Raw genomic sequence first — 26,638 nt, 5'->3', positions numbered from 1 at the left:
GGATCAGCTCACCGACTTCTACACCCATGGCCTCGGCTACGCTCTGGAGATGAACCAGCGTCCGCAGACGCTCTATGGCATCGCCGATTCACCGATCGGGCTGGCCTCGTGGATGCTCGACCACGACATCCAGAGCTACGACCTCATCGCCCGCGTCTTCGACGGAGCGCAGGAGGGACTGTCCCGCGACGACATTCTCGACAACATCACGCTCTACTGGCTGACCAACACGGCGGTATCGTCGGCGCGACTCTACTGGGAAATGCGCAACAGCAAGGGGGGCTTCTTCGATCCGCGCGGGGTCCCGCTCCCCACTGGGGTCAGCGCTTTCCGCTATGAAATCTACCAGGCACCGGAAAGCTGGGCGCGCACAGCCTACCCGCACCTCGTCTTCTACCGCGCGCACGACAAGGGCACGCACTTTGCGGCTTGGGAACAGCCGCAGCTGCTCACGCAAGACATGCGCGAGACCTTCCGATCAGTGCGCTGAACTAGAAGTGATTGCCGACCAAAAGGCGGCCACTGAAACTAATGTCCTCTTTCCACCCATTGTAGACATTGGCGTAGCGTCCGGCTTCGACCCAAAGCAGACACAATGTTACACTTGGAATGAGCCCCCTTTCGATCGCTATCGTTGCGGTTAGGGTGACGTATCGTTCACGCCCATGCCGTGCCGATAGACGAGCTTTCCGCCTTTCCAGCCGCTGTAGAGCAGGATCAGCACCACGACGAACGAGATATAGAGACCGGTCGAGCCGATCGTATCCGTGTTGTTCAATCGCAGGATCAGATTGACGATCTCGAGCGCGACCGCCGTTACATTGGCGAGGGCATGCTTAATTGCGTCAGATCCTTGGATCCTCTTTTCGCCTAGGAAGTCAGCAAACCCCGCGACTGCGGCCAACGCGCCCATTCCGAGGCCGATCCCAAGAAGCCAAATCGTCCATTGAGCCACGTCCGTCTGACCGCGCGCGTAGACAATGTCGAAAATGAAAGTGAGGATGAAACAAACGATCGGGAACTGAACCAACATCGGGTGAAGCGGGTGGCCGGCGATCTTGACGGTGCTTTGCGGATGACCGTGGCCCTCGTCGTTGCGACTTGCCATGAGCTCTCTCCTGCTGCCGGGACCTGATGCTTTGAGGAGCGATATGGTTCCCTTCGCCGCCGTCGAAAGCCGCATGTCAGGTTACCGGATCGCCTATGTCCAATTTCGAGCCGTTCCGGACATTAGGTGTTAATCGTTCGTCACACTCCATGACATGCCACGCACGAGGAGGTGAACGATGAGGGCGATAGCGGTGACCGACCAGGCTGCGGGTACGGCCGGCATGAAGCTGGTGGAGCGGCCCGAGCGGCAGGCAGCAATAAACGATGTCGTCGTTCAGGTTCATGCGTCGGGATTCGTCGGGACCGAGTTAACGTGGCCCTCGACCTGGACCGATCGCCTCGGCCGCGACCGGACACCGGCGATCCCCGGGCACGAGCTGGCCGGAGTGGTGACAGGCCTCGGCTACGGCACGACCGGGCTGTCGGTGGGACAGCGGGTATTCGGCCTCACCGACTGGTATCGCGATGGCACCCTGGCCGAATATGCGGCGGTCGAAGCGCGCAACCTCGCGCCGCTGCCGGACGATGTCGACTTCACGGTCGGCGCGAGCCTTCCGATCTCGGGTCTGACCGCGTGGCAGGGATTGATGGTGTACGGCCGCCTGCAGGCAGGGCAACGCGTAATCGCGCACGGCGCGGCCGGCGCGGTCGGGTCGATGGTGACGCAACTCGCACGAGAGTTCGGCGCCTACGTGATTGGCACCGGACGGGCCGCCGACCGTCGGAAGGCGCTCGACTTCGGCGCGCACGAATTCGTCGACCTCGACAACGAGACACTGGAAGATGTTGGCCAGGTGGATTTGGTGTTCGATCTCATAGGCGGCGATATCGGGAAGCGGTCCGCGCGCCTGGTTCGACCCGGAGGAACGCTGGTGTCAATCGTCGGGCCGTCCCAGGCGCGGCCCGCCGACGGCTTGGCGGTCGACTTTGTTGTCGAATCCGATCGCGCCCAACTTGGTGAGATCGTCCAGCGAGTGCAGGACGGGCGACTTCGGACGAACATCGGCACCGTCGCGACCCTCCACGATGCCGTCGCCGCTTTCAACTCAACCGAGCGCCGCCAGGGGAAGACGATCATTAGCGTTCGCCCCTGAGGATTCGGGGACGCAAACAATCGGAACTATCCTTCGAGCCTTCTAAGCATGGGCCCCGAGGAAAGCTCAACGTCCGCTTTCCACCCATTGCGGACATTGGCCTCAGGCGAAGAGGACGGCTCCGGCAAGCGCCGACCCAAGCACGACAACCGGCACACTAAGCTTGGAGCGCCACAGGTAGAGTAACGCCAGCCCCGCAATGAAGAGAATTGTGCCGGCAAGCACGGAAGGGACTGATCGGCTTATGTTCCAACCTAGCTGCACAGCGGTGACTCCAATTAGTCCGACCACCCCCGCTGCGACGCCTTCAAGGAAACGATGCAGTCGCTCGTTCTCGATGACTCGTTCGAGGCGTTCATAAAACAACAGCGCAAAGGCGAACGCGGGCAAAAAGATGCCAGCCGTCATTGCGAGAGCACCACCGAGGCCACCGGCGATGTAGCCGACGAAGGTCGCAAAGATGATCAACGGTGCAGGAATAATTCCCGACAGCGCCAAGCTGTCCAAGAACTGGCCCTCGCTGATCCAGCCCCGTCCAACTGCGTCGCCGCGAACAAACGGAATCGCAGTGTAAGCGCCACCGAACGTCAGGAGGCCGGCTTTCAAGCCAGATAGAAACAATGCCAGCGCACCGACGCTGCCTGATCGAACCTCATCGACCGTGCCGCTTGGCACCCGAGATCCAACGAGAAGCGGATTGCTGCCGATCCATACTGCGAGGATCAGCGCGGCAACGACCACCAGTGAGGCAAGGGCGCATCGGCGCCGGGCAAGTGCAGCATAGGCGAGGCCGGCGGTCGGGAGCGTGACCCAAAAGCTCACGTCCAGCGCCGCGCCGGCAGCCGTCGCTACCGCAATCGCCCACAACCAGGAATTGGTGAGGGTGTGATCGGCAATGCGGTGCACGGCGCGCACAATCAGCGCGATCACTCCGATCTGAATGCCCGCGAAGACGGAAGCGATTTGCGGCTCGTGAAGGTCGAGCCGCTGATAGAGCCAAGCGATGGCAAGGATCAGGACCAGACCAGGCAGCATGAAAGCGAGGCCGGCAAGCAGTCCGCCGAGCCGCCTGCCCTTCATCATGCCGAAGTGCACGCAAAGCTCGTGCGCCTCCGGGCCTGGCAGCACTTGGTAGATCGCGAGGAGTCGATTGAAGCGCGATGGCTCTATCCAATGCTCTTCCTCGACCAATTCGCGCTTGATCATGGCGATTTGCGCGACTGGACCACCCCATGCCAGGAATCCGAAGCGAAGGAAGCGGGCGAAGATCTGGAATGGCGATAACGGCTCGTCGGTCATTTTCGGCTACGCCTGGGCGTGTGGGAGACCCAATCGTGCGTCTCATCGACCGCGTCGCGACACCAACGGTAGAAGGCGTCATAGAGAACCATGCCGGCTTCGAGTTGCTCGAGGTCGTCCGAGTACATGCGTGACAGGCCGAGCGAGGCCGCGACCAACCCTGCCGCCTGTGGCGCGATCTCTGGCCGGGCGGTGTCGGCGCCACGAACGATGACCGCCAGATGCGCCAGCGCTGAAAAGCCGGTCAGGCCAAGCTCCTCAACCATCACGTCGAAGGTGCATAATTCTCCGCGATGGCTCCACAAGACGCCTTCAACGTCGAATGGAGTCGCCCCGAAGCGCTCGGAAACGCCGGTGACTTCCGCAGGCGCGACGTAAAGGAATACGGCTTCGGGATCGACAAATCGGCGGATCAGCCAGGGGCAGGCGATTCGGTCCACTTTCGGACGCGCTCGGGTGACCCAGACGGTGCGGTCTCGCCGGTCGCGGCGAGGCAGCTTCTCCGGATCGATGGTCGGCAGACCTGCCTCTTTCCATGCAGCGAAACCACCTTCGAGAACTTCGGCTGTCGCTCCCGTGGTTCTGAGGTAGGCGGCGACGCCAGCGCTTCGTTCGTGACCATTCACGCAGGCGACCACAACCTGGCGTCCCGCGTAGACGTCGGCCCAACTCTCGACGTCTTCCGCCGAGCGTCGAAATGAAGCTGGCAGGAGCGCGTCAGCTTCGGACCGAACGTCGAGGACGGTCGGACAGTCGGGTGTGCCGATCAGGCGTACGAGTTTGTCGGAGCTTATTGCATTGAAGGCGGGCATTGGCGTCCTCTCACGTTGCAGGACGCGATCCTTCAGCCTCTCGCCTCATGGGGAGATCGCCATTCCCCATCGTTCGAATAAATGTCCGCGCCGCGACTCTGTCAAGTAACTTCAGGCTCAATCAAAGCGTCAACCGTGCCGAAAGAACCACGCGTCTCCGATACGTATCGCCAAGGTCGCTCCGGTTCGTATGGTAGTATTTTGCTTCCACAATAAGCCCACGATCGAGGACTTTGCTTATCCCGATGTTGAGTGACCGATAGTCGGGACCGCCGTGGCGCTCACGGAGACCGAGAGTGACGGACAGCCGTGTTCCCTTGTCGACGTCAAGCGCGGGTCCCAACTCGACATACAACGATTTGCCCTTGCCGAACTCGTCGGGACTATATTCGGCGTTGAGCTTTACCATGGCCTTGCCAAAGCTGCGGCCAGCTCCGGCGCCAAACTCCCAAGCTCTGGACTTGAATCCGCGAATAGCTCCTGTCCGGACCCGGTAAGCGGCTCTGGCCTCCAGCTTCGTTTTTCCCAGCTTGCCATCGAACCCGAGGAAGAAGGCTGCCACCCCATTTGCTGCCGGCGAGCTGATGTTGCGCCACTGGCCGCCAATCTTCACCGCTCCGATGCGGACGAACGCCCGGGGGATGATCTGTGCGCCATTCGTCTGCGAGATGCCCTGGGCCATGCCATTGCTCGTGACCAATAGTTCGAAACCAGGATCAGGCGGCGGAACGACAAGGAAGGCGGGCATGGCGGCGTCCACTCAAAAGCAGGACGCGACGCTTCAGCCGTTCGCCTCATGGGGAGTTCGCTGTTCCCCATGACCGTCTAATCCATTTCCTGATTTTCGGAGTCAAGGTTTCAGGGAAGTTGGATGGGAAGCACACCGGGAATCATCTCGTCGGTGAACAGCCCCGCCTGTTCTTCGTGCACTTCCGGGGAAACGCGGACGCGCTGGCACTTGCCCAGCGGCTACGCGCCCCCCTGGGCCGCATGAATTTGGCTCGTGCCCCGGTCCTGAACGACCGCTTCCCACCCGTTGCGGACATTCGCTGGAAGCATCCGACAGGCTCATAACCTTTCACTAACCTGCTCAACTAATTGTGACCGTGACCGCCTAGTCCAAGGCGGTTGAGTGCATGCGTTTCACGCGTCGAGGCAAGAGCGGCGGGGCCGAGAGGTGCCGCCGTTTTTGCGTGGCCTTCGGACCTCACCGAGGCGATTCCCAATCTCTGCTTTCGACCCAAAACTGCCGCTTCAGTCGCTAGTTAATCTTAATCTTGTGGTGGAGCACGCCGATCGCCCTCCCGGCGATCCTTGCCGCGACTGCCATCACGACGGTCTCCGGCCTTCCGGCGGTCCTTTCCCTCCCGTTGTTCGGTTTCTCGATCAGTGTCCTCTTCAGTCATGGTACAGGCCCCCCTTGGCCTTGCCGAACCCACTCGGCGAAATCGACCGGAGTCAAGAATACCGCTCCCGCCTCGTTGCCTAACAACCACCGAATTTCGACGGGAAATGCCTCTCCGTGCTCGACGCGCAGGGTCGCAAGCTCTCCGATCCGCAGACCCTCGCTAACGACCAGCCGCAAGCCACCCCTCGAAACGTCGAGGATCGTGACTTCACTCTCAATACCATCAGAGTCGATCAGAACGCCTGACCGACGGAGGTCGACCCTCGGCGCACGTTCATTCATCCCCCGCGAGCGGGCCATGATCCAGTCCCCCAAGGCCATTCTAACATAAGTTAGGTCAGTTGAGCACCTCTACCTCTGGACTCCCGCGCAGCCTACGCAAGAAGAGGGGGTCCAACGCTCGAAGATCGCTGGGCCGCTTGGCATTCACCAGGGCTGAGGGGCAGCGGACCTGGCGCGAGTGGCGAGAACCTCCGCTCGCGGGGCTTGGTTCCGCAATGTCGCAATAGAGCGCCCGACCGGTCTACCTTAGCCCTGCTGTTCGAGTGATGGGTAAAGCAGCTTCCTCTCCGCAACGACGATCTCGCGCAACCCATCCCTCATCTTGCGCGAGGCGTCGCAATATCCTTGCCAATCATCGCGGACCGCATCGGGCGTCCAACGCTGCACATGGTCCGAGACAAGCCTGGAATGCTCGCCGTCACGGCGCTGAAGTTCACGAATTTCGTAGGTGTCGTCGATCGCCGTCAGTGAAATGAGATGGCTGCATACCTTCGTCGCGATCTGGCGCCGGGCGAGGTTCGCTCGGCCCACGCGCAGGCGGACGGTCGTAAACTGAGCGGGATCGAGAGCAGCATCACCGCCAATCGAATCAAGCTCATCGAGCGCGGCTTCAATTTGCCGGTGCGCCGCTTGCAAGCCAGCCAACAAGGCAGGTGATGGGGGTAGGCCAAATCGATCATCCAGCGGGTCTTTACTGGCACTGTTCGACCGGACGTCCATCTAACCTCCCTGCAACCGCCTCGACATGCAACAGAGGTGGAAAACGCCGCCTTAAAGAATCCTCCAAAACGGTCGGGGAATAAACTGATGCGAGCTCGGAGCCGGCACCGTCTCGCAAGTGCGTGACTTGCCGCGGGATCGTTCCCCGGTCCGCAGTTAGAAGCATGGCTTGACGCTCACCGACGACGACACACAAAAGTCACGGCATGGTCTATCCGCCCGGAATCGCCTTCCATCCTCATTTGCCCGAGCGTCTCGGCTTCAGCCGGCTGCTGGCGCTCATGTCGCCTGAATTGCATAGGTTGCTCGAGGCGACCGACCCATTCACTCTGGTAATGCGCCGCAATCGAGTGACGCTGTGGCGTGAGGCAAGGCGAATCCTTCGCCGCAACATTCCGGGGGATTTTGTGGAGATCGGAGTCCACCGCGGAGGCACGGCCGGCATTCTCGCTCAAGTCCTGCAAAGCGAGCCGTCCCGAACGCTGCATCTGTTCGATCGGTGGGGTGACTTGCCGGAGCCTACTCCCCGAGATGGATTTATCGCCGAGACCTACCGCAAGGACCTGATCCCGGAGAAACTCTCCGATCTCAAGGATCGCCCGCCTTTGCCCGACGCCAAAAGGCTGCTGCAATCCGTTCTGGGCTTCCCCGTTGCACAAACGCGCTATTGGGAAGGGTGGTACAAAGACACATTCCGGGCTTATGACGGTAACCGGATCGCGTTCGCGTCGATCGATTGCGACTATTACGAAAGCGTTCGGGATTCGCTTGCCTTCTTGACGCCGCTGCTCGCTGAAGGCGCGACTATCGTCCTTGACGACTACAGCACCTGGCCAGGCGCGAAGGCAGCGGCCGATGAGTGGCTGCCGACAAATGCCAAGCTGTATCCCATGCCTACCGGGCCGGCGGTAATCCGGCTGCAAGGTGATTGGCGATCAGCCGGTAAGTGCGCAGAGCGATGAGCGTCGTGTTCACGCTTGCCAGCGCGCGCGCTGAACTCGCCAAGGTTGGCCCTGAGCAGCGCCGCCGCCGCCATCAGCAACCATAGGCGCATCGGTGAAGTGAGCTGGAACGCCGCTCCAACGTTCATCGACCCTGCTTAGCCGTCAGGAAGGCGCGATAGCCGCCCGAAGCGATCGCGCAGGCCGACTTGACCAGCCGCTGCGCCTGCGAGCGCACGCTCGATTCCCTGTCTCGCCACCGCGGCGAGCTCGCCGACCGGCTCAGCAGTTCGCCCGCGATCTCGCGTTGTCCGGCGCCGGCAGCGAGCCCGTCCCAAGCGCGTAGCATCAGAATCCAGCGGCGCGCGCGCGGCTCGTCCGGATGGAGCAAGCGCGAGAAATGGCCGCTGCCGCAGAGGGCGAGAAAGCGCCGTAGGGTGAGGAGGCGCGGCGCTGCCGCGGCCAATCCCTCAACGACATAGCGAAGGCAGGCGGGGCCGCCGCTGAACGCGCCCGGTGGACTGTCGAGCCTGATTGAACGCAGGCCGTCAGAGAGCAGCAAATGCTCAGCGCCCTCGGTCGCGATAAGCCGCCCGAAATGGGCGAGGCGGCAGAGGTCGAACTGGTCCGCAACCGACGCTCCCTCGCCGCGCGCGGCCGGCAGGACCAGCGCATGCACGTCCGCTCGCCATAGGGGGCGCGCATGCGGCACGGGAAGTCGCGGATCCTCGAAGGCAATGAGGCCAAAGACCGCGGCGGCCAGATCATCGCGAGGTTCCCCGCCGGCGCCTTCGAGCGCGGCCTCGGCGGCAGCACGATAATCGCCGTCGCGGCGGAGCCATTCCCACGCGAACAGGGATCGGTCGGCGCGCAGCAGCGGCGCGTAGGCCGCTCCATCGCGCCAGTCGAACCAGGACCCTCTCTCCGCTTCCACCCGCAGACCAGAGGCCGCTCGCCGCGGCGAGCCCATTCACCCATTCGGGGGAATTGCATCCTCGAAGCTGATCCAGGCGTCGCGAAGGCCATAAGCGACGAGCTGCGCGCGGCTGACGGTATCGTAGGCCGCCCGCGCCCGCTTCACATATTGATGTGCAGTGTGCGGGCTAAGGCCGAGAATGTGCGCGATCTCCCAGTCGGTCTTTCCCAGCGCGACCAGCCGCAGGCACTGCAGCTCGCGGCGGCTGAGGTGCGGGCGCTTGCGGCTTGCGGCGGGGCGCAGGCCCCTTGCCGCGCACAGCGCATGGGCTCCGATCAACTCGGCGCAGTGAAGCTGCGCAGCGGGAGTGTCGAGGCCTGCCCGGACCGCGAACGAGCATGACGCACTGGGTTCGCCGGGAACGTTCGCGGGGACCGTCAAGCCTTCACCAAGGCCGTGGTGCCGGCTCCGGGCAAGGATGCGCATGTGGCGCTGCTCGAGCCTGATCAGATTGCCAAGCTCAGACCAGCCGAACCCGGCATTGGTCCGGCGGCTTGCAAGATGCACCGGATCGTCGACTACAAAGCCGCGCGAAACGATCTCCTCGACCCAATCCTCCGGATAATTGTCGATCCGCACCAGCCCTGAACTGGGAGCGCCGAGGCTCGCATGGTCGAGCAACGCGAAATAATGAAAGCCAAGCTCGCGGGTGACGTCGCCCAGAAGCGTCCCGAGCTGGGGCAGGTCGGTGCAGCCCCGCGCGGCTTCAGCGAAGCGATCGCTGAGCCGCCTCAAGGGGCCTCAGCTCGCAAGGATCGCTTTCACGAGCTGGCGCAAGGCAGCCGCCTCCCTGTTGACCGAGCGTCATTCAATTTTTGAGAAATAAGTTACTAACAAATGAATATATTTGAACGGGTCCGACAACCCCGCCATGATTGCCTCGCTCGGACCTTGTGCTGCGCCCCTCGCCTGAGAAACGAAGGCGCGGCTCTCGGTTGAAAGGGCGTCCGCGGGAATGCTGTGACTTGGAACACCCTCCCCGGATGTCGCGGCAAAGCCGCAGTGGGGGATGTTCAGTCGTGTAGACGCGTTTGTCAGGGACGTTCGCGAACTGGAAACGGAAGAGGCGCTTGCCGGCGCGCTCGCCGATGTCTCGCGCGATCTCGGCTTCCGCTATTTCGCGCTGACCCACCATGTCGACGTGCGCCGAAGCAGCGCGGCGATCCGGATCCACAATTATCCGGACGGATGGGCGGAATGGTTCGACGAACAATCGCTCGGCGCGACGGATCCGGTTCACCGGGCGAGCAACATGACCAGCGTTGGCTTCACCTGGTCCATGCTTCCCGACATGATCGCGCTCACGGCGCAGGACCGCCGCATCCTCGAGCTCGCGCGCAGCGAAGGGTTAGGAGAGGGCTTCACGGTTCCGGCTCATGTGCCCGGCGAGGCGCACGGCTCCTGCTCCTTTGCCTGCGCGGTCGGCGACCCGCCGTTCGGCGAGCATCTGCCGCTGCTGCAGCTGGTCGGCGCCTTCGCCTTCGAAGCCGCGCGCCGAATGCGCCGGAGCCGCTTTTCCCAGGGGCCAATCCAGCTCACAGACCGCCAGCGCGAGTGCGTGATGTGGGCGGCGCGGGGCAAGTCCGACTGGGAGATCGCGCGCATCCTCGGGGTCAGCGAAGCGACCGTCGGCGAGCATCTGCGTCATGCCTATGAGCGATATGGGGTAGGCAAGCGGACACTGGTTGCAATCCACGCATTGTTCGACGGCACCATCGGCTTCCTCGACGTGCTCCGCCGCTGACACCCACCGTTTGTGTTATGTCGTCCGCCGCCCCGCGGCGCGATGCTTGCTCCCGATTTGGGGGACAAGCGAATGGCGGTCATCATCGAAGCCGGAGGTGTGGAGCCCTGTAGCGACAGGACGCTGCGGACCATGTTCGAGGACCGAAAGAGCGTCTTCGTCGATCTTCTGAAATGGGATGTGCCAATCCTCGACGGACGCTTCGAGGTCGATGAGTTCGACGACAGCCAGGCGACCTATCTCATCATCGCCGATGAGGACGGCGACCATCTGGGTTCGGCCAGACTGCTTCCAACGACCCGCCCTCACATCCTCAGCACCCTGTTTGCCGGCCTCTGCGCGGCGGCGCCGCCGATCGGCCCGAACGTCGCCGAGATCACGCGATTCTGCCTGTCACGACGCCAGAGCGCGGCAGCGCGGCGATCGACCCGCAACCAGCTGGTGAGCGCCCTTGCCTGGCATGCGCTCGAAACGGGAATCCAAACCTATACCGGCGTTGCCGAGATCGCCTGGCTTCAGCAGGTCCTCGCCTTCGGATGGGACTGCCGCCCGCTCGGCATTCCAGAGCGCCTCGAGTGCGGAATGATCGGCGCGCTCGCGATCGAGATCGGGTCCGACACGCCCGGCCTGCTGGCCGCCAACGGGATCTGGGATCTCGTCGACGACCAGTCCGTCCGAATCCCGCAAGCGGCATGATGAGGAGTGCAAGGAATGAGTGAGCTGCAGCCCGGACTTGCCCCGCAAGTCGAATGTTGGACCAAGCTGGTGCTCGAGCAGGGCTGGTGCGTGATCCCCAATGTGGCTTCGCCGCAGCTGATCGATGCGCTCGATACGGACCTGGCCGACGACTTCCACGACACGCCGTTCTGCAAGGGCGGCTTCTATGGGGCTCGCACCAAGAGGTTCGGGCGGCTGCTTGCGCGCTCGCCCCTCGCCCGCAAGCTCGTCCAGCATCCTCTGATTCTCGGCATCTCGCGCCGCGTGCTCGATCCCTGGTGCGACACGATCCAGCTCAATCTCACGCAGGCGCTGGCGCTTCATCCAGGCGCTCCGCCGCAGCTTCCGCACCGCGACCAGGATATGTGGCGCGGTGCGAGCGGCGAGACCGAATATCTGCTCAACGTGATGTGGCCCTTCACGCGCTACACGCGCGAGAACGGCGCGACGGTCGTCTGGCCCAACAGCCACGGCCGGCGCGCGCTCGACCCGGAGCCTCCTTCAGGCGCGTTCCCGGTCGAGCTCGAGCCGAGTTCGGCGCTGCTGTTCCTGGGCTCCACGCTCCACGGCGCCGGCGGCAATGCCAGCAGCGAAGTTCGCCGCGGCGCGATCGTCAGCTACTGCCTCGGCTGGCTGAAGCCCTATGAGAATCAGTGGCTTGCCTATCCACCGGAGATTGCGCGCGGCTTCAGCCCGGAACTCGCGGCGCTCGTCGGTTACCAGCAGCATCGTCCCAACCTCGGCAATTATGAGGGCCAGTGCCCGTCGGTGCTTCTCCAGCGGCACATTCCCGAGCGCTTCGCCGCCATCGATGCGCTGCGGCCGGACCAGGAAGCGTTGCTCGCCCAATTCGTGGATGAGCAGGACTGGCCGGCACAAACGGCGGCGGCGTGAGGCGCGGGCGCGATGACCCCGCCCGGAACGTTCGAACGTGTGTACGCCGCGATCCGCCAGCGGCTGCGCGAAGGGGTCTATCGGCCTGGCGACCGGCTCGAGCCCGCGCTCCTCTCGGACGAGCTCAACGCCAGCGTGACGCCGGTGCGCGATGCCCTCCATCGCCTGACCGGCGAGCGGCTGGTGGAAGCCCCGCGCCATGAGGGCTTCCGGGTGCCGGCCATGACCGAGACGACGCTGCGCCAGCTCTACGCCTGGCACCTGGACCTTTTGCTTCTCGCCCTCGCCAAGCACGGCAGGGCTGCCGTCACCGAAGAATCTCTCGATTCCGCGTCCGCAACGGTCGCCCGGCGCGAGCGCCAGAATGCTTTGTTCCTCGCGCTCGCGCAGTCGGCCGGCAATACCGAGCACGCGCTCGCAGTGGCGGCGCTGAACGAGCGCCTCGAGCCGGTTCAGCGCATCGAAGAGGCCTTTCTCGATGGGACCGACGCCGAGACCGAAGAGATCGTTCGGGCTATCCGGACGGGGGACCGCAAAGCCCTGCGCCGGAGCCTCGTCAACTATCACCGCCGCCGCGAGCGGATCGTGCCGCAACTCCTCGAAAATCTGTTGCATGCCTAAGGTGCTGGCTCGCGACGTCGGAGATTTTTAGAGTCCGCGCTTCGCGCTCCCTGGATCGATCGCATCGGGCTGTCGCTCGGGCGAGTCGCACTCGGCCCGGCGGGGCCGGCCTTGCTCCACCGTCACCGTGGCAGCGGGGGTCGGCAATGCCACAGCTGGGCCGATTGCGGGATTGACGAGGTCGAGCCGGCAGCCTCACCGAGACCGGCGGCCGGTCCGATCGCCGCACCAGATTCGTTGTGCGGCAAAGACTTATCCCTAGAATTGCTGTCCGGCGGAGCTTGCGCCCACCCCGATATTTGTCCAGTGTTCGCAGGTCGGTGTGTCGGACCATCGGCAGGCTCGCCGGACGAGCTGCGCGGCGGCCGATGCGAGTTCCGACGCGGCGTAATATTTCTCTTGCATTGCGAGGACGATGACCGAGCAGAAGCAGCGACCTTTCATTGCGGGCGACGGGGCGGAAATCGTGTCCAAGGTCATCGAGCTCCGGCAGAAACGCCGCGAGTTCTTCAGCCCGGAGCTGTTCGCCGATGCCGCCTGGGATATCCTCCTTTTGCTGTTCCTGGCGCAGCTCGAGGAGCGGAATGCCGGAACTGCCGATCTGCGATTTTCTTCTCCGGTCCCCGCCAGCACGATCGGGCGCTGGGTCAAGAAGCTCGAAACCGACGGGTGGATCAGGCAACAGGGCGATGCGTCCGATCCCGCTCGCCGGATCCTCGAGCTATCCGGCGCAGGGACTCGGGCAATGCAAACCTGGCTCAAGGAGTGGGTCGCGCAGCAGCCTTCGCCGGCAAGCCACGATCGGGTCCGGGACCTGCTCGAACGGATCGAGCGGGGCAGGCGCGAGAAATAGGCTCGGCGGGCAGATCGTCAGAGGATCAGCTTGAGCCCGTGCAGGCGCACCGGGCGATCGTCCTCGCAGACCGTAACCGCGATGAGCCGCATCCAGCGGTGCGCTTCTCCCGAGGCCGGGCGAATTTCGACGTCGATAGTGAAGCCGCGCTTGTGCTCGAGCGCGTAGCTGCGCAGCCTCTCCATCGCCGAGCGGGATCCTTCGCAATAAAATGCAGCGGCTTGCTCACGAGTCACCGGTGCGCCGCGCGGCAGCCCGAAGATGTCATAGACGCCGCCCGACCAGGTCAGGCTGTTGTCGGCAAGATCGCATTCCCAGCAACCGCCGTGATGAAGGCCGAGTGCGCCGACCTTGGCCGGGGTTAAAGCCTCCGTCACCGCGCAGTTCAAAAGGCATCCAAGGTCAAAGTGCCGCTCTTGCTCAAACAGCGGCCAGCTGTGATGAAGCGCAAGCGGCTCGGTCGGCTTCACCCTTCGTCATCTCCGCCTGATTCTCGGGGCGATCATAGCTGCTCTTCAACAGGTTGGAATGGACGAAACTAACCCCCCCGCGGGGATCATTCGCCGAGCTTCGCACCCCGTCCTGATCCGATTCCCTTCCCGAATGGCGAGGACGGTCTAAAAGCGGCGGCGGTCCTGCCCGGCCGGCGACCTGACCAGATATTCGGCCGGCCCGCTTCCAGGAAGCGTCTCGGTCCATTGGGCGCCGGCATAGAGCCTTTTCCCGGGAAGGTCGCGGCACCCGGCATTCGGCGAGTCGCACTGGCGGCCCTGCGTCAGCTCGACGCTGACATTGCCATCGTTGCGGACAGTGAGCCTGTTTGCCGAACGCTCGATCGTCACATTCGAACGGGCCTCGCTGGGGCGCACCAGGACGAGCACGTCATAGCCGATGAGGACCTTGAGGCCGGACGCATCCGAAGCGAGCGGGCCGGCGACGGGCTTGACGGTCACCCGGTAGACGCGCTCGCGATCGCCGCCGGCGGCAAGCATCGCAATGCGCACGAGCTTGCGCTGACCCGGCTCGAGGATCATTCGCGCCGGCGCAACGAGAAGCCCAAGCTTCTCGGGATCGGGCTCTGCGCGGCTTGATTGTCCGGGCTTGCCGGGGTCGAGGACCTCGCGAGGCTCAATCGCGACATAAGCGCGCTCGGCACCGTTGTTCCAGAGCTCCACATCGTCGCGGTTGTGGCGGCCCGACTGAAGTTCGACGATCAGCTCGCTGAGCACGATGTCCGCCCGCGCTGCGGAGATCGGCTGCACGAGGGCCAGCAGGCCAAGGACGAACCGGGACCCGCTCGTGCCAGGGCCGGTCATCGGCAAATCACCTTTCCAAGCGGCACGAAATCCTCCCGCGCTTTGGTTGCACTTACGGCGGCGCGGCACGATTCGCCCCCGCCGGAGTCGAAGGAAAGCATATCTCCGGCCGCAACGTCGATCTGGAAATAGCCATGCTCGTCGCTCTCCCCGATTCCGCGCTGCGACTGGATGGTCGCATTGGCGACCGGCCGCCCGTCGGGCCGAAGCGCCTGTCCAAAGACGGTGAACACCGAGCGCGCGACCCAGCGCAATGTCTCGACGTTGCCCGGATAGAGCGTAACCGGGCGCGGGGCACCGTCATAATCGACCGACGGCGCGCCGATGGGCCGCAGGCGGACCGAATATTCGCGATATGGCTGAAGGAAGAGCGGGAGGGACCGGCCGGCACCGACGCGGCCGCGGGGTTGCTCGTCGACCAATACATCAAAGCTGGACCGGCCGCGCTCGCCGCCAAGCGAGACGAGCAGCGCGCTTTCGTCGAGATCGCGGCCGCCGAGCGCCATGTCATGCCCGCCGATCGCCGCGCCCGTCTGCAAGGTCAGCCCATATTGTAGGCCACCCTCGCCGCTAAGCGGATGAAGGAGGTCGCCGCGCGCGCTCCCGAGGCGCGAATAGAAAGCGCCGGCGGCATGCACCTCGCTCGAATCCAGGTTCCGGTCGAAGCCGGCCGAGGCGGAAACCTGGGTCCGGTCGGCGGCTTGGTGGAAATATTCGGCGGTGAGCGAGCCGACGGCCCGGGCGGCGTCGCGCAAGGCGGGGTCATCGTTGTTCCGGCTGGCATGGCCGAGGGTCCCGAGGACAGACAGATTCTTCCTCGTAAATTGTGCCCTGAAACCGATGAAGGCGGCGGTCGTGGTCCGGGTGCGCTGGGCATCCGCCTGAAGCACCAGCTGCGCGCTGCCGCGAGAAAGGATCGGCCAGCTGACCGACGGGCCGATCGTATAATCCCGGCCGATCCCGCGATCGCGCCTCAGCGAGCCGACCGCCGACAGATAAGCGGTCCCGAGCGTATAGCCGACGCTTCCGCTCACCTGCGTATAGGAGCCTTCGCCGACCTGGGCTCCGGTCGGGGGGGTCGAACCGAAATTGTCGACGGCGGCCGGAAGGGGGACGAGCGGAGCCCCGTCGCTGCTCCAGACACGCCGAACGTCGAGGTTGAGGTTGAGGCTCCCGAGGCCGCTGGAGCCCAACTGGAGAAACGCTGCATGGTCGCCCGAGGTGGCGACCAGGCCCGCCACGCGCATGCGGCCGTAGCGGGTGAGCAGCCAGGCTCCCGCTTCGACCATGTTCTTGCGTCCTGCGCCGAGCGCCGAGAGGTCCAGTGCAAGCGACCGGTTCAGGCGCCGGGCAGTTCCGAGCTGATAGTAAAAGGTGCGCGAGAGGCTAATCGCACGGTCGCGCCGGGTGTTCGCGAGCAAGCCGGCGAACCCGAAATAGAGCGGCTCGCCGACCGGCGCGATCTGCGCATTCTTGACGAAGAATCGCCGTTCCTCGCGGGTCATGCCGTTCTGCTCGCGGATGCGCAGGAGGATTGGGTAGGACCCGTCGGAAAGCTCCGACGTGTCGAGGACATTGTTCCCGGCGCCATAAGCGCGAGAGGTCACGATCCGCCCGTCGACGATCATTTCGACGCGCGCGGGCTGTTGGAGGAACAGGATGAGCGGCGTGCCTTCGAGGCGCTCGCGGTCAGCGCGCGTGTCGAACTGCGTTGCGAGGCCAACGCCCGCGATCCGTCTGTGGCCGGTCAGGTCGAGTCCCGGCGCCCAGAACAGCCCGCCCGAATAGCGCAGGTCGCGACTATCCATTTCGGCCACCAGATCGTCGACGATCACCCCAAGATGCGAGGCATAAGAGGAATCCGAGCGGATGCGCGCGTTGCGGAAAGCAAGGATCGTCCTGTTCTGGACGTTGTAGCTGGGCGCGCCCGCACTCGATCCCGACAGAGCAAAGCCCATCGCGCTGGTCAGCGACAGCGGCGCCGACGGCGGCTTCAAATAGACTTGGTCGCTCGGCTGAACCGCCCGGAGCATTGCCGGAGACAGAAAGATGTCCGCCCGAAACCGGCTCTCGTCGAAGATGACCCCGACGGTTGCCGGCGAAAGCTGGCCGCAGCCCGCCCCATTGCCGGGCGAGCACACGAGATCGGGATGGCTCGGGAGGTCGGCCGATAGCGCCGCCATAAGCGCGTGCGGGTCGAGGGCATCGGGGAGCAGCGTAAGGAGCTTGGCCGGCTCGAGAAAGCGCACCGTGCCCGGCGTCGCCAGGACCATGGCTTCGCCGACCTTCCGGTCGCCGAAATAAATATCGGCCAGGATCTGGCGCGGGCGCTCCAGCTCGTCGAAGCCCGACGGCGCGCTGGTCGAATGAATGGCGGCAGCGGTGGCCGCCTGTGCTTGCTGGTTCGCGAGGAGGCTGCCGCCGAGCGCAGCGATGCAGGCAACGGTGCGTGGCATCTCGCCGGCGCGCTCATTCGGCGCCGATGACGAGGGTCAGGGAACCATTGTAGGAGCCGGCCGGCGCGCTCGACAAGGCGGCGGTTCGAAGGATCACGATCAGACTGGCGCTGGTCGCGGGCCCGGCGTTGCAGGTCTGCTGGGTGGCCGAGGTCACCTGCCCGCTGAGCGCCACATTGGGGGACAGCTGGACGCCATTGCCCTGGCCGGCCGTCGCGCTCCATTGAACGTCGAACGGCAGGCTCCCGGACCCCGCGCTCAAGGCAAACGCGCCGCCCGAACCGGAGCCGATCGCCCGGACATTGTACCCGTTGGTCGCCGTATTGGCATAAACGCACAGGCTCTCGCTTTGGACGGCGTCGGCGGAAAGATTGGCGACGGTCCCAAAGGCGATGTCGCCAAGGTTGGTGATCCGGACATTGTTGCTCGCCGCGAGTGCAGGCGCGGCGAAGAGGATCGAAAGCGCGCTGCAGGCGCCCACCGTCCGCAGCGCTGCCCGGCTGATCGCGACGCGGCGACGATGCGCTTGGGCCGGTCCGACCGAGCCGCCGGAGCCTGCTGGTCGACCTCGCCCCATCGACCGCACCTTATTCCGGTGCGACGAGAAGCGTCAGCGTGCCGGTATAGCTCGTCGCGGCCTGCATGGACTGCAGGTTGGCCGCCGCGATCCCGACGATCAGGCTTGCCGTGCTCGCCAGTCCGGCGCCGCAACCGGCGTTGGTCGCGGTCGAGGTGAGGCCAGCCAGGGCCGTTCCCGACGTCAGCGCCGTTCCCGATACCGCTCCGGAACTTGCCGCCCACTGGACCGAATAAGGAACCGTGAGCGCGCCGCTGGCAAGCGTGAAGGCGCCGGCCGCGCCGCTGCCGGTCGCGTCGATATTGTAGCCGCGCGTGGCCGTATTGCTCCACACGCAGACATTCTGCGCATTGAGCGCCGCAACGCTCGGATCCTGATTGGTGAAGGCGACATCGGTGAGCCCCGACAGCTGGACCCGGTTCGGCACCGAGACGCTGACCTGCACGGTCCCGGTCGAGGTCGAGCCGAGGCTGCCCTGCGTCGCCGCTTCAGCGGCCGATGCGCCGGCAAGCGCGAGCATGCAGGCGCAGACCGCGACTGCTCGAAAAGATGAGTTCATCGTCCAATTCCCCACTTGGAACGGATAATCCGATCCGAAATGGAGGTTTATCGCTGGCAGGGTTAACATCCGGTCAACGCTTGGCCGTTCAAGGATTCTGGTTACCGAGACGAGAGAGTCAGGAATCGACCGGCTCCAGGGCGCCCGAAGACGCCCCTGAATATGCCAGTCCGGGCTAAAGCTTGCCGAGCGCCTGATCCGAATCGGATTCATTCTTCCCGGCGCAATGCCTTCCGCGCGAGCGAGCGCGGCCCTCGCCTGTGCCGAACATCGTCCGATGCGGATCGAACGTCAGTCTTCGGTTAGCCCAAGCCAGCGCAGTCATGGCGGATGCTGTTCGTTCTGTTCGTTGTAGCCAGCGCCCCGCCCCTGCCGCGGCTGCCTGCTGTCGCCCAGGCCACCGCAAGGGGCCGCGTGATTCGGGGCGAGCCAGCCTCGCGCGAATGGAAGGAGGGAAGCGCCCACAAGCGCGAGATTCTGGTGCGCGAAGCGGACGGCTCGCTGACCCGCCTGCGCCTGGTCGAGCACGAATGAGCAAGCCGCTCACCGTTTACCGGCGCCTTACGGGGAACCTCCCGGCGGCCAAGCGCTTTGGTCAATTGGTTCCGCAAGCGGAAAGACCGCCGGCGTTCCCCCGACCGCTCACGGCAGCCGCGAAACCGCTGGAGGATCTATGACGCCCCGTTGTTCGCCCAGATTCTTCGCTCCTCTGGCAAAGCTTCTGATCCTGATACCGCTTTCATCGGCAATTCAGGCCCAGGCGACGGTGAATGGGGCAATCGGGCCGACGTCACGCGCGACGGTTGAGATCAAGGTGAGCGTGGCGCCAAACGTGCAGGTCCACCGAAGCGCACCGGTTGACGTCGCGGGCGGCCAATCGGGCCATACGGAACAGTACCTTTGCGTTTCCGCAACGCGGGGCGTCGGAACGTACAGCATCAGGTCGGTAGACGTTTCGGACGCGGCCGACGGCGCGCCTGGCTCGGCAGAGGGTCGATTTCCCTACCAGGTGGAATGGGCCGCGCCCGCCACCGCATCGGGACGGGCCGCGCCGCTGACGCTCATGCCGGGAGCTTTGGTGACCGGCCTTGCACCAGCTTCTTCAGGCGGCTGCAGCTCGGCCGGGCAACTGGTCGTTCGGCCGGCGATCTTATCGGGCAGGCGACCTGCCGCCGGCGCCCTGCTTCTTGTCATCGCCCCTGACTGAAGCGCCGGGGCAAAGGTTCAACGTCCGGCGTCTCGGCCTGTGACCTCCTCGACAAAGGCCTGCATGGCGGAATGGCCGGCGTTAGACAGCGCGACCCACACGCGGCGCGCGTCCAGCGGATCGTTGGCGCGCACCACCAGGCCTTCGGCTTCGAGCTTCTCGATCCAGCGCAGTGCCGTCGTCGTCGGAACCCCGGCCGCGAGGCTCAACTTGGAGACCGACACGCGCCTCGTCTCGCAAGCCAAAGCATAGAGTTCGAGAAGCATGTCCCAGGCGGGATCGGCAAAGAGCTCGGCACCGAAGAACTCGCTTCGCACGGCCCTCGCCTTGATGATCGAGCGGATGACCTTGCTGCTCGTCGCGTCGCACAGCCGGGGCCGGGCAACCCGGGCAGACCCTCCGGTTTCGTTTCGGGCGCCCGCTACTGCATCCGCCGCAAATCCAATCTGCGACGGATCGCAGAGCAGGAGCTGGCCTGCGATTGAAGTCGAGGAATGATACATTTTGCAATGTCCCGCAAAGCGTTAGCCGAGCAGGTGCAATGTCGGCCGAAATGGTTAACGATTCCTTTCATCCCGGATCGAATTGCGTCCATTCCGGATGGGGATCGGCGGCCTCCACGGGTGGGCCTTCGCGCAGGCGGGCTCGTCGGGACCAGGCCCCGCTTCGACATGGCCGCGCTCCTGGTCGTCAAACCGCTGCGGACCCGCGCTTGTCGCGGCCAACTTCATCCAGACTGGATAGATCGTTGATGGTTTGGACGATAAATAGATGCAAGGTCGGGGCAAACGCGAAGGAGCAACCTCGATGAATTACGCGGCAGTCCAAAGGCCTGAAAAGACGGAACAGGAGATCGCCCGGCTCCAAGAGGAGCTGCGGGCCCTGAAAAGCAAACTGGAGGCCGAGCGCGGCGCAATGTGGGTCAGGTCGGCGCACGCCCGGCCAAACGTCCAGCGGATCATCGAGGCCCGCCGGGCGCGCGAAGAGATCATCAGCCGGGAGCTGTTCGCCGACCCCGCGTGGGATATCCTTCTCGCGCTGTACCGTGCCGAGCTCCGGCAGCATTCGGTTTCCACATCGGCCTTGTGCATTGCATCGGCGGTCCCGGCCACGACCGCGTTGCGCTGGATCGACAAGCTCGAGCATTTGGGCTTTCTGACGCGTGAGGGCGACCCGCTGGACGGCAGACGGTTCTGGGTCGCGCTGTCGCCGACCGCGAGCGCGAAGATGGAATCCTATTTCAACGCGATTTCGGTATCCGGGGGCGCAATCTGAGTGCGCTGCCCGAGCGCATCAGGACCCCGGGGCGCGGACGTGTGCGAAATAGCTGTCGAGGGAGCGGCGCGCCTTGCCGGTGAGCCTGACAAAATGCATGCTTGAGCCGGCCGGCGATGCCGCCCGCGCGACCAGGCCGCGATCCTGAAGATCGTTCAGCCATCTCAACGCGGTCGATCGTGGAATGCCGAAGATCTTCGTGAAACGTGTGCTCGAAACACGCGATCGATGGGTTCCGAGCACGTATAAAGCGAGTAGGATGTTCCAGGCGGCGTCACCAAAGAGAGCGGGATCGAAGAATCGCGCCCGCTGCGCCCGAATCCACAATTCCCTGGCGGCGCAATTCGTGAACGGGTGCGTTTCTGCCGCGTCCGTCCCTCCGCAAGCCTGGTTCGCCTGAGCCGGCCCTCCGGCCCGAAGCGACGGCGAATCGACGAGAGCCATCGCTTCGCGCGCCGAAACGGTCAGCAAGGCTGAAATCCACGCCTCGGCTCGGCCGCGCTTGGCTGCTCCGGAGGTCAAGGCGCGCGCCCAGGTTCGGCGGGGCTCGAACTGATCTTTGGAAGACGCACGAATCGTTCCGCCACCTGGCGATGTTCAAGATTCGGCGTGGAGCGGTGTACGCGCCCGCGGGGATGTTGTCACCGCCCAAATGCCTGGCTTCGCTGCGGGAGACGGGTGCACCGAGCAGCACCCGTCCCCGACCGATTCGGCAGCTGACTTGCTTTTGCTGCAGAATTGCGCCTTCAATTGCAAGGTCGGCGCGGGCCAATCTCAGCCGTTCCGGATCATTTTGGTTGAACAGCGAACAAGCGCTGAACAACCGCTCGTCGCGTCATGACCCCATGCCGTGGCGCAGGCCATGCCTCGGCGAATTGGGCGGTGCCTTCCAAATCGAAAGGAGGGCGGCGGTGTGAAGTGTTGGCACTTCTCCTGCATCCTTCGCCCGAACGAATGTCCAGTCACGACGCGACGGACCCGCGAAGATAGAGCGTTCAGCGCCCGGAAACATTCCTCCGTGGCGGGCTGTGCCTCGCCGGCACGCCCGGGCAAACGAGGTGGACGGTCGAAGATTTTTCGTTACACAGGCGCCCCGAAGCGATGATTGGCTCGGAGCAGGACGTGGAATCAGGATCCTTTGCATCGCGGCAACAGAAGCTGCACGACGCTTTGAGCTCGATGGAAGATGCGTTGCGGCTGCTCGACGAGGCCGATTGCTCGGCGGACGTTGGGGCGCACCTCGACCTCGCTATCTGCCGTTTGAGGGACATGCTGCCCCAGGACGGTCTCGATGTTTCGCCGCCCCGAACCGAGCCCTCGACGGAAATCTCGGAATAGCGGCTCCTTATCGAAGCTCGGACTGAATGGTGGCGAGGTAACGCTCGAGCGATTCGCGTCCGAGGTCGGTCAGTTCGATGAAATCCGTCGCGGAATCGCGGGGATGCCGCCGCCGCCGAACGAGCGACTCCTTTTCGAGATGCGAAATCCATCGTCCCGCCGTCGATCGCGCCGCGCCGGATGCCGAGATCAGATCGGCGCCGGTGGCCGCCACTCCCGCGTTTTCGCGGACATAAAGCGCCAGGAGCATGTCCCAAGCGGGTTCGCTAAACAGGCGGTTCCCGAACTCGCCGTTGCGCTGCCGCCTTGACTGCAAAATGTCGCGCGCGAGCTGATTCAATTCGCGTTCGAGGCCGAACTCGTCAGCTTCAACGGAAATGTCCTTCTTGGCGCCATGCGGCGGGGACGGTTTCGATGGCCCGGAATCTTTGTCGGTGATGGCGCACACTCCGTTTTTTTGACCGATTTTGTACGCGCTCGACCAGGTCCCCAGACGCTCGGCTAATGCAGCGCGAGTCTCGGGGTCAAGATTAGTTTTGGGGAAACCATGTTTGCGCCGCGCTACGGCGCCAATCGCCGAATCATCGCGGCGGTCCGACGAGTGGATCGCGCCGAGCAATAATGTCCAGATATTCGAACTATATCCTCGGTATCGCCGCGCGCCCGGCCTAAGCTGCCGCGGTCATGGCCACGACGTGACGAAGAGGAGAAAAAGCCATGAACCGTAAGCATGAACATGATGAGTTGATCGATCTTGGGACCGCCAGCGCCGAGACGAAGGGCGGCCCGTGGGGGATCGACGATCATCGGGCCTCACTGATGACGAACGAGGGCGGCCTGACGCTTGATTGAGCCGCACTGAAGCCCACCCGCGAGCGCGTGCTCCTAGGCACGCGCTCGCATTCGGCTGTCGCCGTGAGGACACGAGCGCCGATGCCGGCGCGGGCGCCCTGGAGCGGCACCTCCTCCGCATAGCTGCAGCCAGCGCCGCCTGCGCCACGGTCAAAACTGTTTGGCAAACAATCGCCGAACACCCGCCCTATTGTTTTCGAATAATTCAGGCAGCGCTCTATTCCTTCTCCGGTCGTGGCCATGACGCCAACACAAGGAGAATCGACCATGAACCGTGAACATCATGACGAGCTCATCGATCTCGGCGCCGCGAGCGTCGACACCAAGGGCACCCCGTTCGGCTCGGACGACCGCAAGGGCGGCCTCATCCCCGTCGCCGGCCTCAACGACGAGTGAATGATGCAGCGCGCGCCCGTTTAGCCGCGGGCGCGCGACTGCTGATTTCGGGTGATGCCGCTCCAGCTGCGACAGTATGTTCACTGGTGCGATTGCGCCGGCCGAGCCGTCTTTCTCGACATTGAAGCGGACCGTTATTTCTGCCTTCCAGCAGCCGGCAACGCGGCCTTCCTGCGCTTGGCCTCGGCAATATCGAACAAGGTGACGCCGAGCGCCTTCAGGCGCTCACTGCGCGGCGGGTCCTCATCGAGGATTGCGCATCCGGGGCGATCCGGCCGCCCCCGGTCATCGAGCCGCCGACCTGCGACTGGCTGAGCGGGCCCTCGCCCCGCCCCGGCCTGCTCCCCCTGTTCCGGGCGCTCCTGTCCGAAACGCGCGCAGCCCGGCGACTCCGCACACGGACTTTTCTCGAGGTGCTCGAATCGGCAGGGCGCGCCCGAATGAATGGCAACCCCCCGAACGCGCGCGATCGGGACCGCCTGCTTCGCGCCATTGCCGGAGCTGCGCGCAGGGCTTTGTATTTTGCGCGCGCCCAGGACCGGTGCCTGGTGCGTGCGCTGGCAGTGCATGCCATCTGCAACAAGAACGGGATCCGGCCGAAGCTCGTCTTCGGTGTCGTCGCGCATCCATTCGCGGCCCATCGCTTGGAAACATGCGCCGCCACCTTTAGCCGCAAGCGGCCTGGACATGCGCGGCGGCCACCCGGCCCGGGTGGGAAATTGCGTTCGGCGGCTCTCCAAGTCGAGGTTCTCACGCCTCGGCGCCTTCGTTCCGGCGCCCTCAAAGCTTACTGCAGAATGCGGCAACAGCAAGCACAGACCGGTCAGTCAAGGCGGATCAGCGGCCAGCAGCAGACCGGGGAGCCGGCCGGGGGCCGGCATGCAATCTGCCGCACAGCGCGAAGAAGCGCGATTTCATCCCCGCTTGTCCGACAAAATCCAATGCCGCTTATTTGGGAAATTTTTGGGAAACGGCTCGCACGGGTCTTTTATCTGCCGTTAAGCTATTGAAATTGCTGGTGACCCCTACGGGACTCGAACCCGTGTTTTCGCCGTGAGAGGGCGACGTCCTAGACCGCTAGACGAAGGGGCCAGCGCTGCAGCGAGGCGGCCATATGTGGGCTCATCGCGGCCTAGTCAATCGAGACCCGCTTATCCTTCGCGTTCGCGCTCGCTGAGGTAGCGCATCAGCTCGGCGAGGGTCGATTCCATCTGGTCCTGCATCTGGGTGACCAGCTCGTTCTCGCGCATTCCGACATGGTCGAGCGGCTTCGAATAGCTGTCGGAAAAGGCCTGCAGGTCGGCACGGTCGAACACACCCTTGGACACCAGCTTGGCGAGGATGACCAGCAGCCCGTTGGTGTTGGCGATGGTGCCCGCGACCAGCGCCTCGTCGACCATCGACAGGCGCTTGTCGGGATCCTCCTCCTCTTCAATCTCGTCGGTCGTCATCATGCCCTCGATCATGGCGGACTCTGCGTCTCGCGCAAGTCATCACTCGGCGGGTCCCGCGAACGCGCCGAGCCGGGCCCATTTCGCCGCCTTGTCGGCCAGCGGGGTGGTGTTGGCCGCGCTCGAAGACGGCAGGTCGATCAATGCGATTGCGCGGCCGGGGTCGCCGATCAGTCGCCGGCCGACTGCGGCCGCGGTCGTGCCGTTGAAGGCAATCGCGCGCAGCTCGGGATAATCGTGAAGCAGATGCTCGACCTGGTTATGCTCGGCGAGGCGGATCGCCTGGTCGAGGCTGCCGCGCCTGGTCGCCGAGGCGATGACGTCCCACAGCCCGACGCGCCGCTCGGCCAGCCGCGCGAGCCTGGCGTCATAAGGGAGATCGTGCAGCGCTTCGCCGATCGCGCCACCGAGCAGGCGCCAGAACTGATTGGTCGGATGCGCATAATATTGCCGCGCGGCGAGCGAGGCGTCGCCGGGCAGGCTGCCGAGCACGAACAGCCGCGCGTCGGAGCGGACGATCGGCGGCAATCCGGCTTTGACGCTCACCCAGAAACTCCTACATCGCCCCCGTGCAACCGAGCGACCTCCGGATCGCCCTCTTCTCGGGCAATTACAATTATGTCCGCGACGGGGCCAACCAGGGCCTCAACCGGCTCGTCGGCTACCTGCTCCTTCAGGGCGTGAACGTGCGGGTCTATTCGCCGACGGTGGCGGAGCCGGCATTCCCGGCCACCGGCGACCTGGTCAGCGTGCCCGCGGTGCCGATCCCGGGTCGTTCCGAATATCGCTTTCCAGTGGCGCTGACGGCGCGAGTCAAGCGCGACCTCGCCGAGTTCAACCCCAACGTCGTTCACATCTCCAGCCCGGACATCGTCGGTCACCGGGCGGTGACCTGGGCGCGGCGCAACAAGATCGCCGTGGTCGCCTCGGTCCACACGCGCTTCGACACCTATTGCGCTTACTACGGGCTGCAGTTCCTCGAGCCGCTCGCCCGCAACATCATGCGCCGGCTCTATCATCGCTGCGAGGTGGTGATGGCGCCGGCCGAATCGACTGCGTCGATCCTCCGCGCCCAGCGCATGAACCGCGACATTGCGATCTGGGCGCGCGGGGTCGACCGCGAGCAGTTCAACCCCGAGCGCCGCGACATGGCCTGGCGCCGCTCGCTCGGCATCCCCGATGGCGAGATGGTCGTCGCCTTTCTTGGCCGGCTGGTGATGGAAAAGGGCCTCGACGTCTTCGCCGACGCGATCCTCGCGTTGATCGACCGCGGCATCCGGCACCGCGTCGTGGTGATTGGCGACGGCCCGGCGCGCACCTGGTTCGAGCAACAGCTGCCCGACGCCATTTTCACCGGCCAGCTGACCGGCAGCGATCTCGCTCGCGGGCTGGCCAGCGCCGACGTGCTGATGAACCCCTCGGTGACCGAGGCATTCGGCAATGTCACGCTCGAGGCCATGGCCTGTGCGCTGCCGGTGATCGCGGCAGAGGCGACCGGCAACAACAATCTGGTCCGCCACCGGACGACCGGCACCCTGGTCGAGGGCGCGGCGCCGGAAGAGTTCGCCGACGCGCTCGCCGCCTATGCGGCCGATCCGGACCTGCGACACCGCCACGGCGAGGCCGGGCTCGCCGTGGCGCAGACCATGGACTGGGATTCGATCAACTCCGCCGTGGTCCGCGTCTACATGCACGCGATCCACAAGCGGAAACGGCTCGACCGGATCGCCGGCCGCTAGG

At 64.5% G+C, this 26,638-nt stretch carries 32 protein-coding genes, 1 tRNA gene and 1 pseudogene; 16 read left to right on the top strand and 18 right to left on the bottom strand.

Annotation, left to right across the window (positions count from 1 at the left end; genetic code table 11):
* Positions 1 to 490, top strand: a pseudogene (locus N539_RS18745) (epoxide hydrolase); the annotation flags it as partial.
* Between the two features lie 150 nt (positions 491 to 640).
* On the opposite strand, the gene N539_RS0106845 reads toward N539_RS18745, so the two are convergent.
* Positions 641 to 1,108, bottom strand: coding sequence for a DUF2231 domain-containing protein (locus N539_RS0106845; protein WP_028969668.1), 468 nt, complete (start codon positions 1,106 to 1,108; stop codon positions 641 to 643).
* Between the two features lie 178 nt (positions 1,109 to 1,286).
* Here N539_RS0106845 and N539_RS0106840 point away from each other — a divergent pair, with 178 nt between their 5' ends.
* Positions 1,287 to 2,204, top strand: a complete 918-nt coding sequence (locus tag N539_RS0106840; protein ID WP_028969667.1) for an NADP-dependent oxidoreductase — start codon at positions 1,287 to 1,289, stop codon at positions 2,202 to 2,204.
* A 102-nt stretch (positions 2,205 to 2,306) separates the two neighbouring features.
* Here the strand turns inward: N539_RS0106840 and chrA are convergent, their stop codons facing one another.
* From chrA to N539_RS0106825, 3 genes are all read right to left on the bottom strand, one after another.
* A complete protein-coding gene (gene chrA, locus N539_RS0106835; protein ID WP_028969666.1) occupies positions 2,307 to 3,503 on the bottom strand; it encodes a chromate efflux transporter in 1,197 nt (398 codons plus the stop codon).
* On the bottom strand, positions 3,500 to 4,315 hold the full coding sequence (locus N539_RS0106830; protein WP_028969665.1) for a chromate resistance protein ChrB domain-containing protein: 816 nt from the start codon (positions 4,313 to 4,315) through the stop codon (positions 3,500 to 3,502). The genes chrA and N539_RS0106830 overlap by 4 nt, the downstream gene beginning before the upstream one ends.
* 121 nt (positions 4,316 to 4,436) lie before the next feature.
* On the bottom strand, positions 4,437 to 5,063 hold the full coding sequence (locus tag N539_RS0106825; protein ID WP_028969664.1) for a TorF family putative porin: 627 nt from the start codon (positions 5,061 to 5,063) through the stop codon (positions 4,437 to 4,439).
* Between the two features lie 119 nt (positions 5,064 to 5,182).
* Between N539_RS0106825 and N539_RS19180 the strand changes: the two genes are divergently transcribed.
* Positions 5,183 to 5,389, top strand: coding sequence for a DUF1259 domain-containing protein (locus tag N539_RS19180; protein ID WP_197018360.1), 207 nt, complete (start codon positions 5,183 to 5,185; stop codon positions 5,387 to 5,389).
* Positions 5,390 to 5,717: 328 nt separating this feature from the next.
* Here N539_RS19180 and N539_RS19175 read toward each other — a convergent pair whose 3' ends face one another.
* A complete protein-coding gene (locus N539_RS19175; RefSeq protein WP_443027622.1) occupies positions 5,718 to 6,005 on the bottom strand; it encodes a PilZ domain-containing protein in 288 nt (95 codons plus the stop codon).
* Between the two features lie 246 nt (positions 6,006 to 6,251).
* Positions 6,252 to 6,725 carry a hypothetical protein gene (locus N539_RS0106815; protein ID WP_156029812.1) on the bottom strand — a complete coding sequence of 158 codons (474 nt, stop codon included), beginning with the start codon at positions 6,723 to 6,725 and terminating at the stop codon, positions 6,252 to 6,254.
* 206 nt (positions 6,726 to 6,931) lie between these two features.
* Here N539_RS0106815 and N539_RS0106810 point away from each other — a divergent pair, with 206 nt between their 5' ends.
* Positions 6,932 to 7,687, top strand: coding sequence for a TylF/MycF/NovP-related O-methyltransferase (locus N539_RS0106810; protein ID WP_028969661.1), 756 nt, complete (start codon positions 6,932 to 6,934; stop codon positions 7,685 to 7,687).
* 124 nt (positions 7,688 to 7,811) lie between these two features.
* Here the strand turns inward: N539_RS0106810 and N539_RS0106805 are convergent, their stop codons facing one another.
* Positions 7,812 to 8,600 carry a DNA -binding domain-containing protein gene (locus N539_RS0106805; RefSeq protein WP_197018359.1) on the bottom strand — a complete coding sequence of 263 codons (789 nt, stop codon included), beginning with the start codon at positions 8,598 to 8,600 and terminating at the stop codon, positions 7,812 to 7,814.
* Between the two features lie 36 nt (positions 8,601 to 8,636).
* Positions 8,637 to 9,377 (bottom strand): helix-turn-helix transcriptional regulator, encoded by a 741-nt coding sequence (locus N539_RS0106800; protein ID WP_028969659.1) that lies wholly within the window; start codon positions 9,375 to 9,377, stop codon positions 8,637 to 8,639.
* A gap of 274 nt (positions 9,378 to 9,651) precedes the next feature.
* Here N539_RS0106800 and N539_RS0106795 point away from each other — a divergent pair, with 274 nt between their 5' ends.
* From N539_RS0106795 to N539_RS0106775, 5 genes are all read left to right on the top strand, one after another.
* Positions 9,652 to 10,386 (top strand): LuxR family transcriptional regulator, encoded by a 735-nt coding sequence (locus N539_RS0106795; RefSeq protein WP_028969658.1) that lies wholly within the window; start codon positions 9,652 to 9,654, stop codon positions 10,384 to 10,386.
* Positions 10,387 to 10,428: 42 nt separating this feature from the next.
* A complete protein-coding gene (locus N539_RS0106790; RefSeq protein WP_331280079.1) occupies positions 10,429 to 11,082 on the top strand; it encodes an acyl-homoserine-lactone synthase in 654 nt (217 codons plus the stop codon).
* A 15-nt stretch (positions 11,083 to 11,097) separates the two neighbouring features.
* Positions 11,098 to 11,997 carry a phytanoyl-CoA dioxygenase family protein gene (locus N539_RS0106785; protein WP_028969656.1) on the top strand — a complete coding sequence of 300 codons (900 nt, stop codon included), beginning with the start codon at positions 11,098 to 11,100 and terminating at the stop codon, positions 11,995 to 11,997.
* A 12-nt stretch (positions 11,998 to 12,009) separates the two neighbouring features.
* Positions 12,010 to 12,618, top strand: coding sequence for a GntR family transcriptional regulator (locus tag N539_RS0106780; RefSeq protein WP_028969655.1), 609 nt, complete (start codon positions 12,010 to 12,012; stop codon positions 12,616 to 12,618).
* A gap of 415 nt (positions 12,619 to 13,033) precedes the next feature.
* Entirely contained in the window at positions 13,034 to 13,471 is a 438-nt protein-coding gene (locus tag N539_RS0106775) for a hypothetical protein (protein ID WP_028969654.1), read from the top strand.
* Between the two features lie 17 nt (positions 13,472 to 13,488).
* On the opposite strand, the gene N539_RS15860 is transcribed toward N539_RS0106775, so the two are convergent.
* The 5 genes from N539_RS15860 to N539_RS0106750 form a co-directional block, all read right to left on the bottom strand.
* Positions 13,489 to 13,941: a hypothetical protein gene (locus N539_RS15860; protein ID WP_037552431.1), complete on the bottom strand. Its 453-nt coding sequence runs from the start codon at positions 13,939 to 13,941 to the stop codon at positions 13,489 to 13,491.
* A gap of 147 nt (positions 13,942 to 14,088) precedes the next feature.
* Positions 14,089 to 14,787, bottom strand: coding sequence for a fimbrial biogenesis chaperone (locus N539_RS0106765; RefSeq protein WP_028969653.1), 699 nt, complete (start codon positions 14,785 to 14,787; stop codon positions 14,089 to 14,091).
* Positions 14,784 to 17,243, bottom strand: a complete 2,460-nt coding sequence (locus N539_RS0106760) for a CS1-pili formation C-terminal domain-containing protein (RefSeq protein ID WP_028969652.1) — start codon at positions 17,241 to 17,243, stop codon at positions 14,784 to 14,786. The genes N539_RS0106765 and N539_RS0106760 overlap by 4 nt, the downstream gene beginning before the upstream one ends.
* Before the next feature lie 13 nt (positions 17,244 to 17,256).
* The gene (locus N539_RS0106755; protein WP_156029811.1) at positions 17,257 to 17,820 is read right to left on the bottom strand and encodes a hypothetical protein; all 564 of its coding nucleotides are present in this window, start codon (positions 17,818 to 17,820) and stop codon (positions 17,257 to 17,259) included.
* 10 nt (positions 17,821 to 17,830) lie between these two features.
* A complete protein-coding gene (locus tag N539_RS0106750) occupies positions 17,831 to 18,379 on the bottom strand; it encodes a hypothetical protein (RefSeq protein WP_156029810.1) in 549 nt (182 codons plus the stop codon).
* 330 nt (positions 18,380 to 18,709) lie between these two features.
* On the opposite strand from N539_RS0106750, the gene N539_RS0106740 reads away from it, so the two are divergent.
* A complete protein-coding gene (locus N539_RS0106740; protein WP_028969649.1) occupies positions 18,710 to 18,913 on the top strand; it encodes a hypothetical protein in 204 nt (67 codons plus the stop codon).
* Positions 18,914 to 19,603: 690 nt separating this feature from the next.
* On the opposite strand, the gene N539_RS18435 is transcribed toward N539_RS0106740, so the two are convergent.
* Positions 19,604 to 19,903 (bottom strand): winged helix DNA-binding protein, encoded by a 300-nt coding sequence (locus N539_RS18435; RefSeq protein ID WP_156029809.1) that lies wholly within the window; start codon positions 19,901 to 19,903, stop codon positions 19,604 to 19,606.
* 490 nt (positions 19,904 to 20,393) lie between these two features.
* On the opposite strand from N539_RS18435, the gene N539_RS17710 reads away from it, so the two are divergent.
* Positions 20,394 to 20,861: a winged helix DNA-binding protein gene (locus tag N539_RS17710; protein ID WP_156029808.1), complete on the top strand. Its 468-nt coding sequence runs from the start codon at positions 20,394 to 20,396 to the stop codon at positions 20,859 to 20,861.
* 1,122 nt (positions 20,862 to 21,983) lie between these two features.
* Positions 21,984 to 22,199 carry a hypothetical protein gene (locus N539_RS0106715; RefSeq protein ID WP_156029806.1) on the top strand — a complete coding sequence of 72 codons (216 nt, stop codon included), beginning with the start codon at positions 21,984 to 21,986 and terminating at the stop codon, positions 22,197 to 22,199.
* A 7-nt stretch (positions 22,200 to 22,206) separates the two neighbouring features.
* On the opposite strand, the gene N539_RS0106710 is transcribed toward N539_RS0106715, so the two are convergent.
* Entirely contained in the window at positions 22,207 to 22,818 is a 612-nt protein-coding gene (locus N539_RS0106710) for a MarR family transcriptional regulator (protein ID WP_156029805.1), read from the bottom strand.
* A gap of 98 nt (positions 22,819 to 22,916) precedes the next feature.
* On the opposite strand from N539_RS0106710, the gene N539_RS18430 reads away from it, so the two are divergent.
* The 3 genes from N539_RS18430 (at position 22,917) to N539_RS19170 (ending at position 24,457) form a co-directional block, all read left to right on the top strand.
* Complete coding sequence (locus tag N539_RS18430) at positions 22,917 to 23,051, top strand: benenodin family lasso peptide (protein ID WP_156029804.1); 135 nt, start codon at positions 22,917 to 22,919, stop codon at positions 23,049 to 23,051.
* 267 nt (positions 23,052 to 23,318) lie between these two features.
* Entirely contained in the window at positions 23,319 to 23,447 is a 129-nt protein-coding gene (locus N539_RS18425; protein ID WP_197018358.1) for a benenodin family lasso peptide, read from the top strand.
* A 140-nt stretch (positions 23,448 to 23,587) separates the two neighbouring features.
* Positions 23,588 to 24,457: a lasso peptide biosynthesis B2 protein gene (locus N539_RS19170; protein ID WP_081774243.1), complete on the top strand. Its 870-nt coding sequence runs from the start codon at positions 23,588 to 23,590 to the stop codon at positions 24,455 to 24,457.
* Between the two features lie 6 nt (positions 24,458 to 24,463).
* On the opposite strand, the gene N539_RS0106690 is transcribed toward N539_RS19170, so the two are convergent.
* The 3 genes from N539_RS0106690 to N539_RS0106680 all read right to left on the bottom strand — a co-directional run bounded on the left by N539_RS0106690 (position 24,464) and on the right by N539_RS0106680 (position 25,444).
* A tRNA-Glu gene (locus N539_RS0106690) sits at positions 24,464 to 24,539 on the bottom strand.
* A gap of 59 nt (positions 24,540 to 24,598) precedes the next feature.
* A complete protein-coding gene (locus tag N539_RS0106685) occupies positions 24,599 to 24,913 on the bottom strand; it encodes a hypothetical protein (protein ID WP_028969644.1) in 315 nt (104 codons plus the stop codon).
* A gap of 27 nt (positions 24,914 to 24,940) precedes the next feature.
* Complete coding sequence (locus N539_RS0106680) at positions 24,941 to 25,444, bottom strand: DNA-deoxyinosine glycosylase (protein ID WP_028969643.1); 504 nt, start codon at positions 25,442 to 25,444, stop codon at positions 24,941 to 24,943.
* A gap of 23 nt (positions 25,445 to 25,467) precedes the next feature.
* Between N539_RS0106680 and N539_RS0106675 the strand changes: the two genes are divergently transcribed.
* A complete protein-coding gene (locus N539_RS0106675) occupies positions 25,468 to 26,637 on the top strand; it encodes a glycosyltransferase family 4 protein (protein WP_028969642.1) in 1,170 nt (389 codons plus the stop codon).
* Position 26,638 lies beyond the last annotated feature (1 nt).

It is taken from the genome of Sphingomonas sp. URHD0057, from assembly GCF_000620665.1.
GTDB lineage: Bacteria > Pseudomonadota > Alphaproteobacteria > Sphingomonadales > Sphingomonadaceae > Sphingomicrobium.
Note: the sequence above shows the minus strand (reverse complement) of the source record. Positions and strands in the feature narration are given on the sequence as shown.

Coding starts and splice junctions, on each gene's coding strand:
- chrA (WP_028969666.1), bottom strand. CDS start 3,503: ATGACCGACGAGCCGTTATCGCCATTCCAGATCTTCGCCCGCTTCCTT.
- N539_RS18430 (WP_156029804.1), top strand. CDS start 22,917: ATGAACCGTAAGCATGAACATGATGAGTTGATCGATCTTGGGACCGCC.
- N539_RS0106685 (WP_028969644.1), bottom strand. CDS start 24,913: ATGATCGAGGGCATGATGACGACCGACGAGATTGAAGAGGAGGAGGAT.
- N539_RS0106815 (WP_156029812.1), bottom strand. CDS start 6,725: ATGGACGTCCGGTCGAACAGTGCCAGTAAAGACCCGCTGGATGATCGA.
- N539_RS0106830 (WP_028969665.1), bottom strand. CDS start 4,315: ATGCCCGCCTTCAATGCAATAAGCTCCGACAAACTCGTACGCCTGATC.
- N539_RS0106840 (WP_028969667.1), top strand. CDS start 1,287: ATGAGGGCGATAGCGGTGACCGACCAGGCTGCGGGTACGGCCGGCATG.
- N539_RS0106810 (WP_028969661.1), top strand. CDS start 6,932: ATGGTCTATCCGCCCGGAATCGCCTTCCATCCTCATTTGCCCGAGCGT.
- N539_RS0106775 (WP_028969654.1), top strand. CDS start 13,034: ATGACCGAGCAGAAGCAGCGACCTTTCATTGCGGGCGACGGGGCGGAA.
- N539_RS0106760 (WP_028969652.1), bottom strand. CDS start 17,243: ATGCCACGCACCGTTGCCTGCATCGCTGCGCTCGGCGGCAGCCTCCTC.
- N539_RS0106845 (WP_028969668.1), bottom strand. CDS start 1,108: ATGGCAAGTCGCAACGACGAGGGCCACGGTCATCCGCAAAGCACCGTC.
- N539_RS0106740 (WP_028969649.1), top strand. CDS start 18,710: ATGCTGTTCGTTCTGTTCGTTGTAGCCAGCGCCCCGCCCCTGCCGCGG.
- N539_RS19175 (WP_443027622.1), bottom strand. CDS start 6,005: ATGAATGAACGTGCGCCGAGGGTCGACCTCCGTCGGTCAGGCGTTCTG.
- N539_RS0106750 (WP_156029810.1), bottom strand. CDS start 18,379: ATGAACTCATCTTTTCGAGCAGTCGCGGTCTGCGCCTGCATGCTCGCG.
- N539_RS0106785 (WP_028969656.1), top strand. CDS start 11,098: ATGAGTGAGCTGCAGCCCGGACTTGCCCCGCAAGTCGAATGTTGGACC.
- N539_RS0106825 (WP_028969664.1), bottom strand. CDS start 5,063: ATGCCCGCCTTCCTTGTCGTTCCGCCGCCTGATCCTGGTTTCGAACTA.
- N539_RS0106755 (WP_156029811.1), bottom strand. CDS start 17,820: ATGGGGCGAGGTCGACCAGCAGGCTCCGGCGGCTCGGTCGGACCGGCC.
- N539_RS0106765 (WP_028969653.1), bottom strand. CDS start 14,787: ATGACCGGCCCTGGCACGAGCGGGTCCCGGTTCGTCCTTGGCCTGCTG.
- N539_RS0106790 (WP_331280079.1), top strand. CDS start 10,429: ATGCTTGCTCCCGATTTGGGGGACAAGCGAATGGCGGTCATCATCGAA.
- N539_RS17710 (WP_156029808.1), top strand. CDS start 20,394: ATGAATTACGCGGCAGTCCAAAGGCCTGAAAAGACGGAACAGGAGATC.
- N539_RS18425 (WP_197018358.1), top strand. CDS start 23,319: ATGAACCGTGAACATCATGACGAGCTCATCGATCTCGGCGCCGCGAGC.
- N539_RS0106780 (WP_028969655.1), top strand. CDS start 12,010: ATGACCCCGCCCGGAACGTTCGAACGTGTGTACGCCGCGATCCGCCAG.
- N539_RS0106795 (WP_028969658.1), top strand. CDS start 9,652: ATGTTCAGTCGTGTAGACGCGTTTGTCAGGGACGTTCGCGAACTGGAA.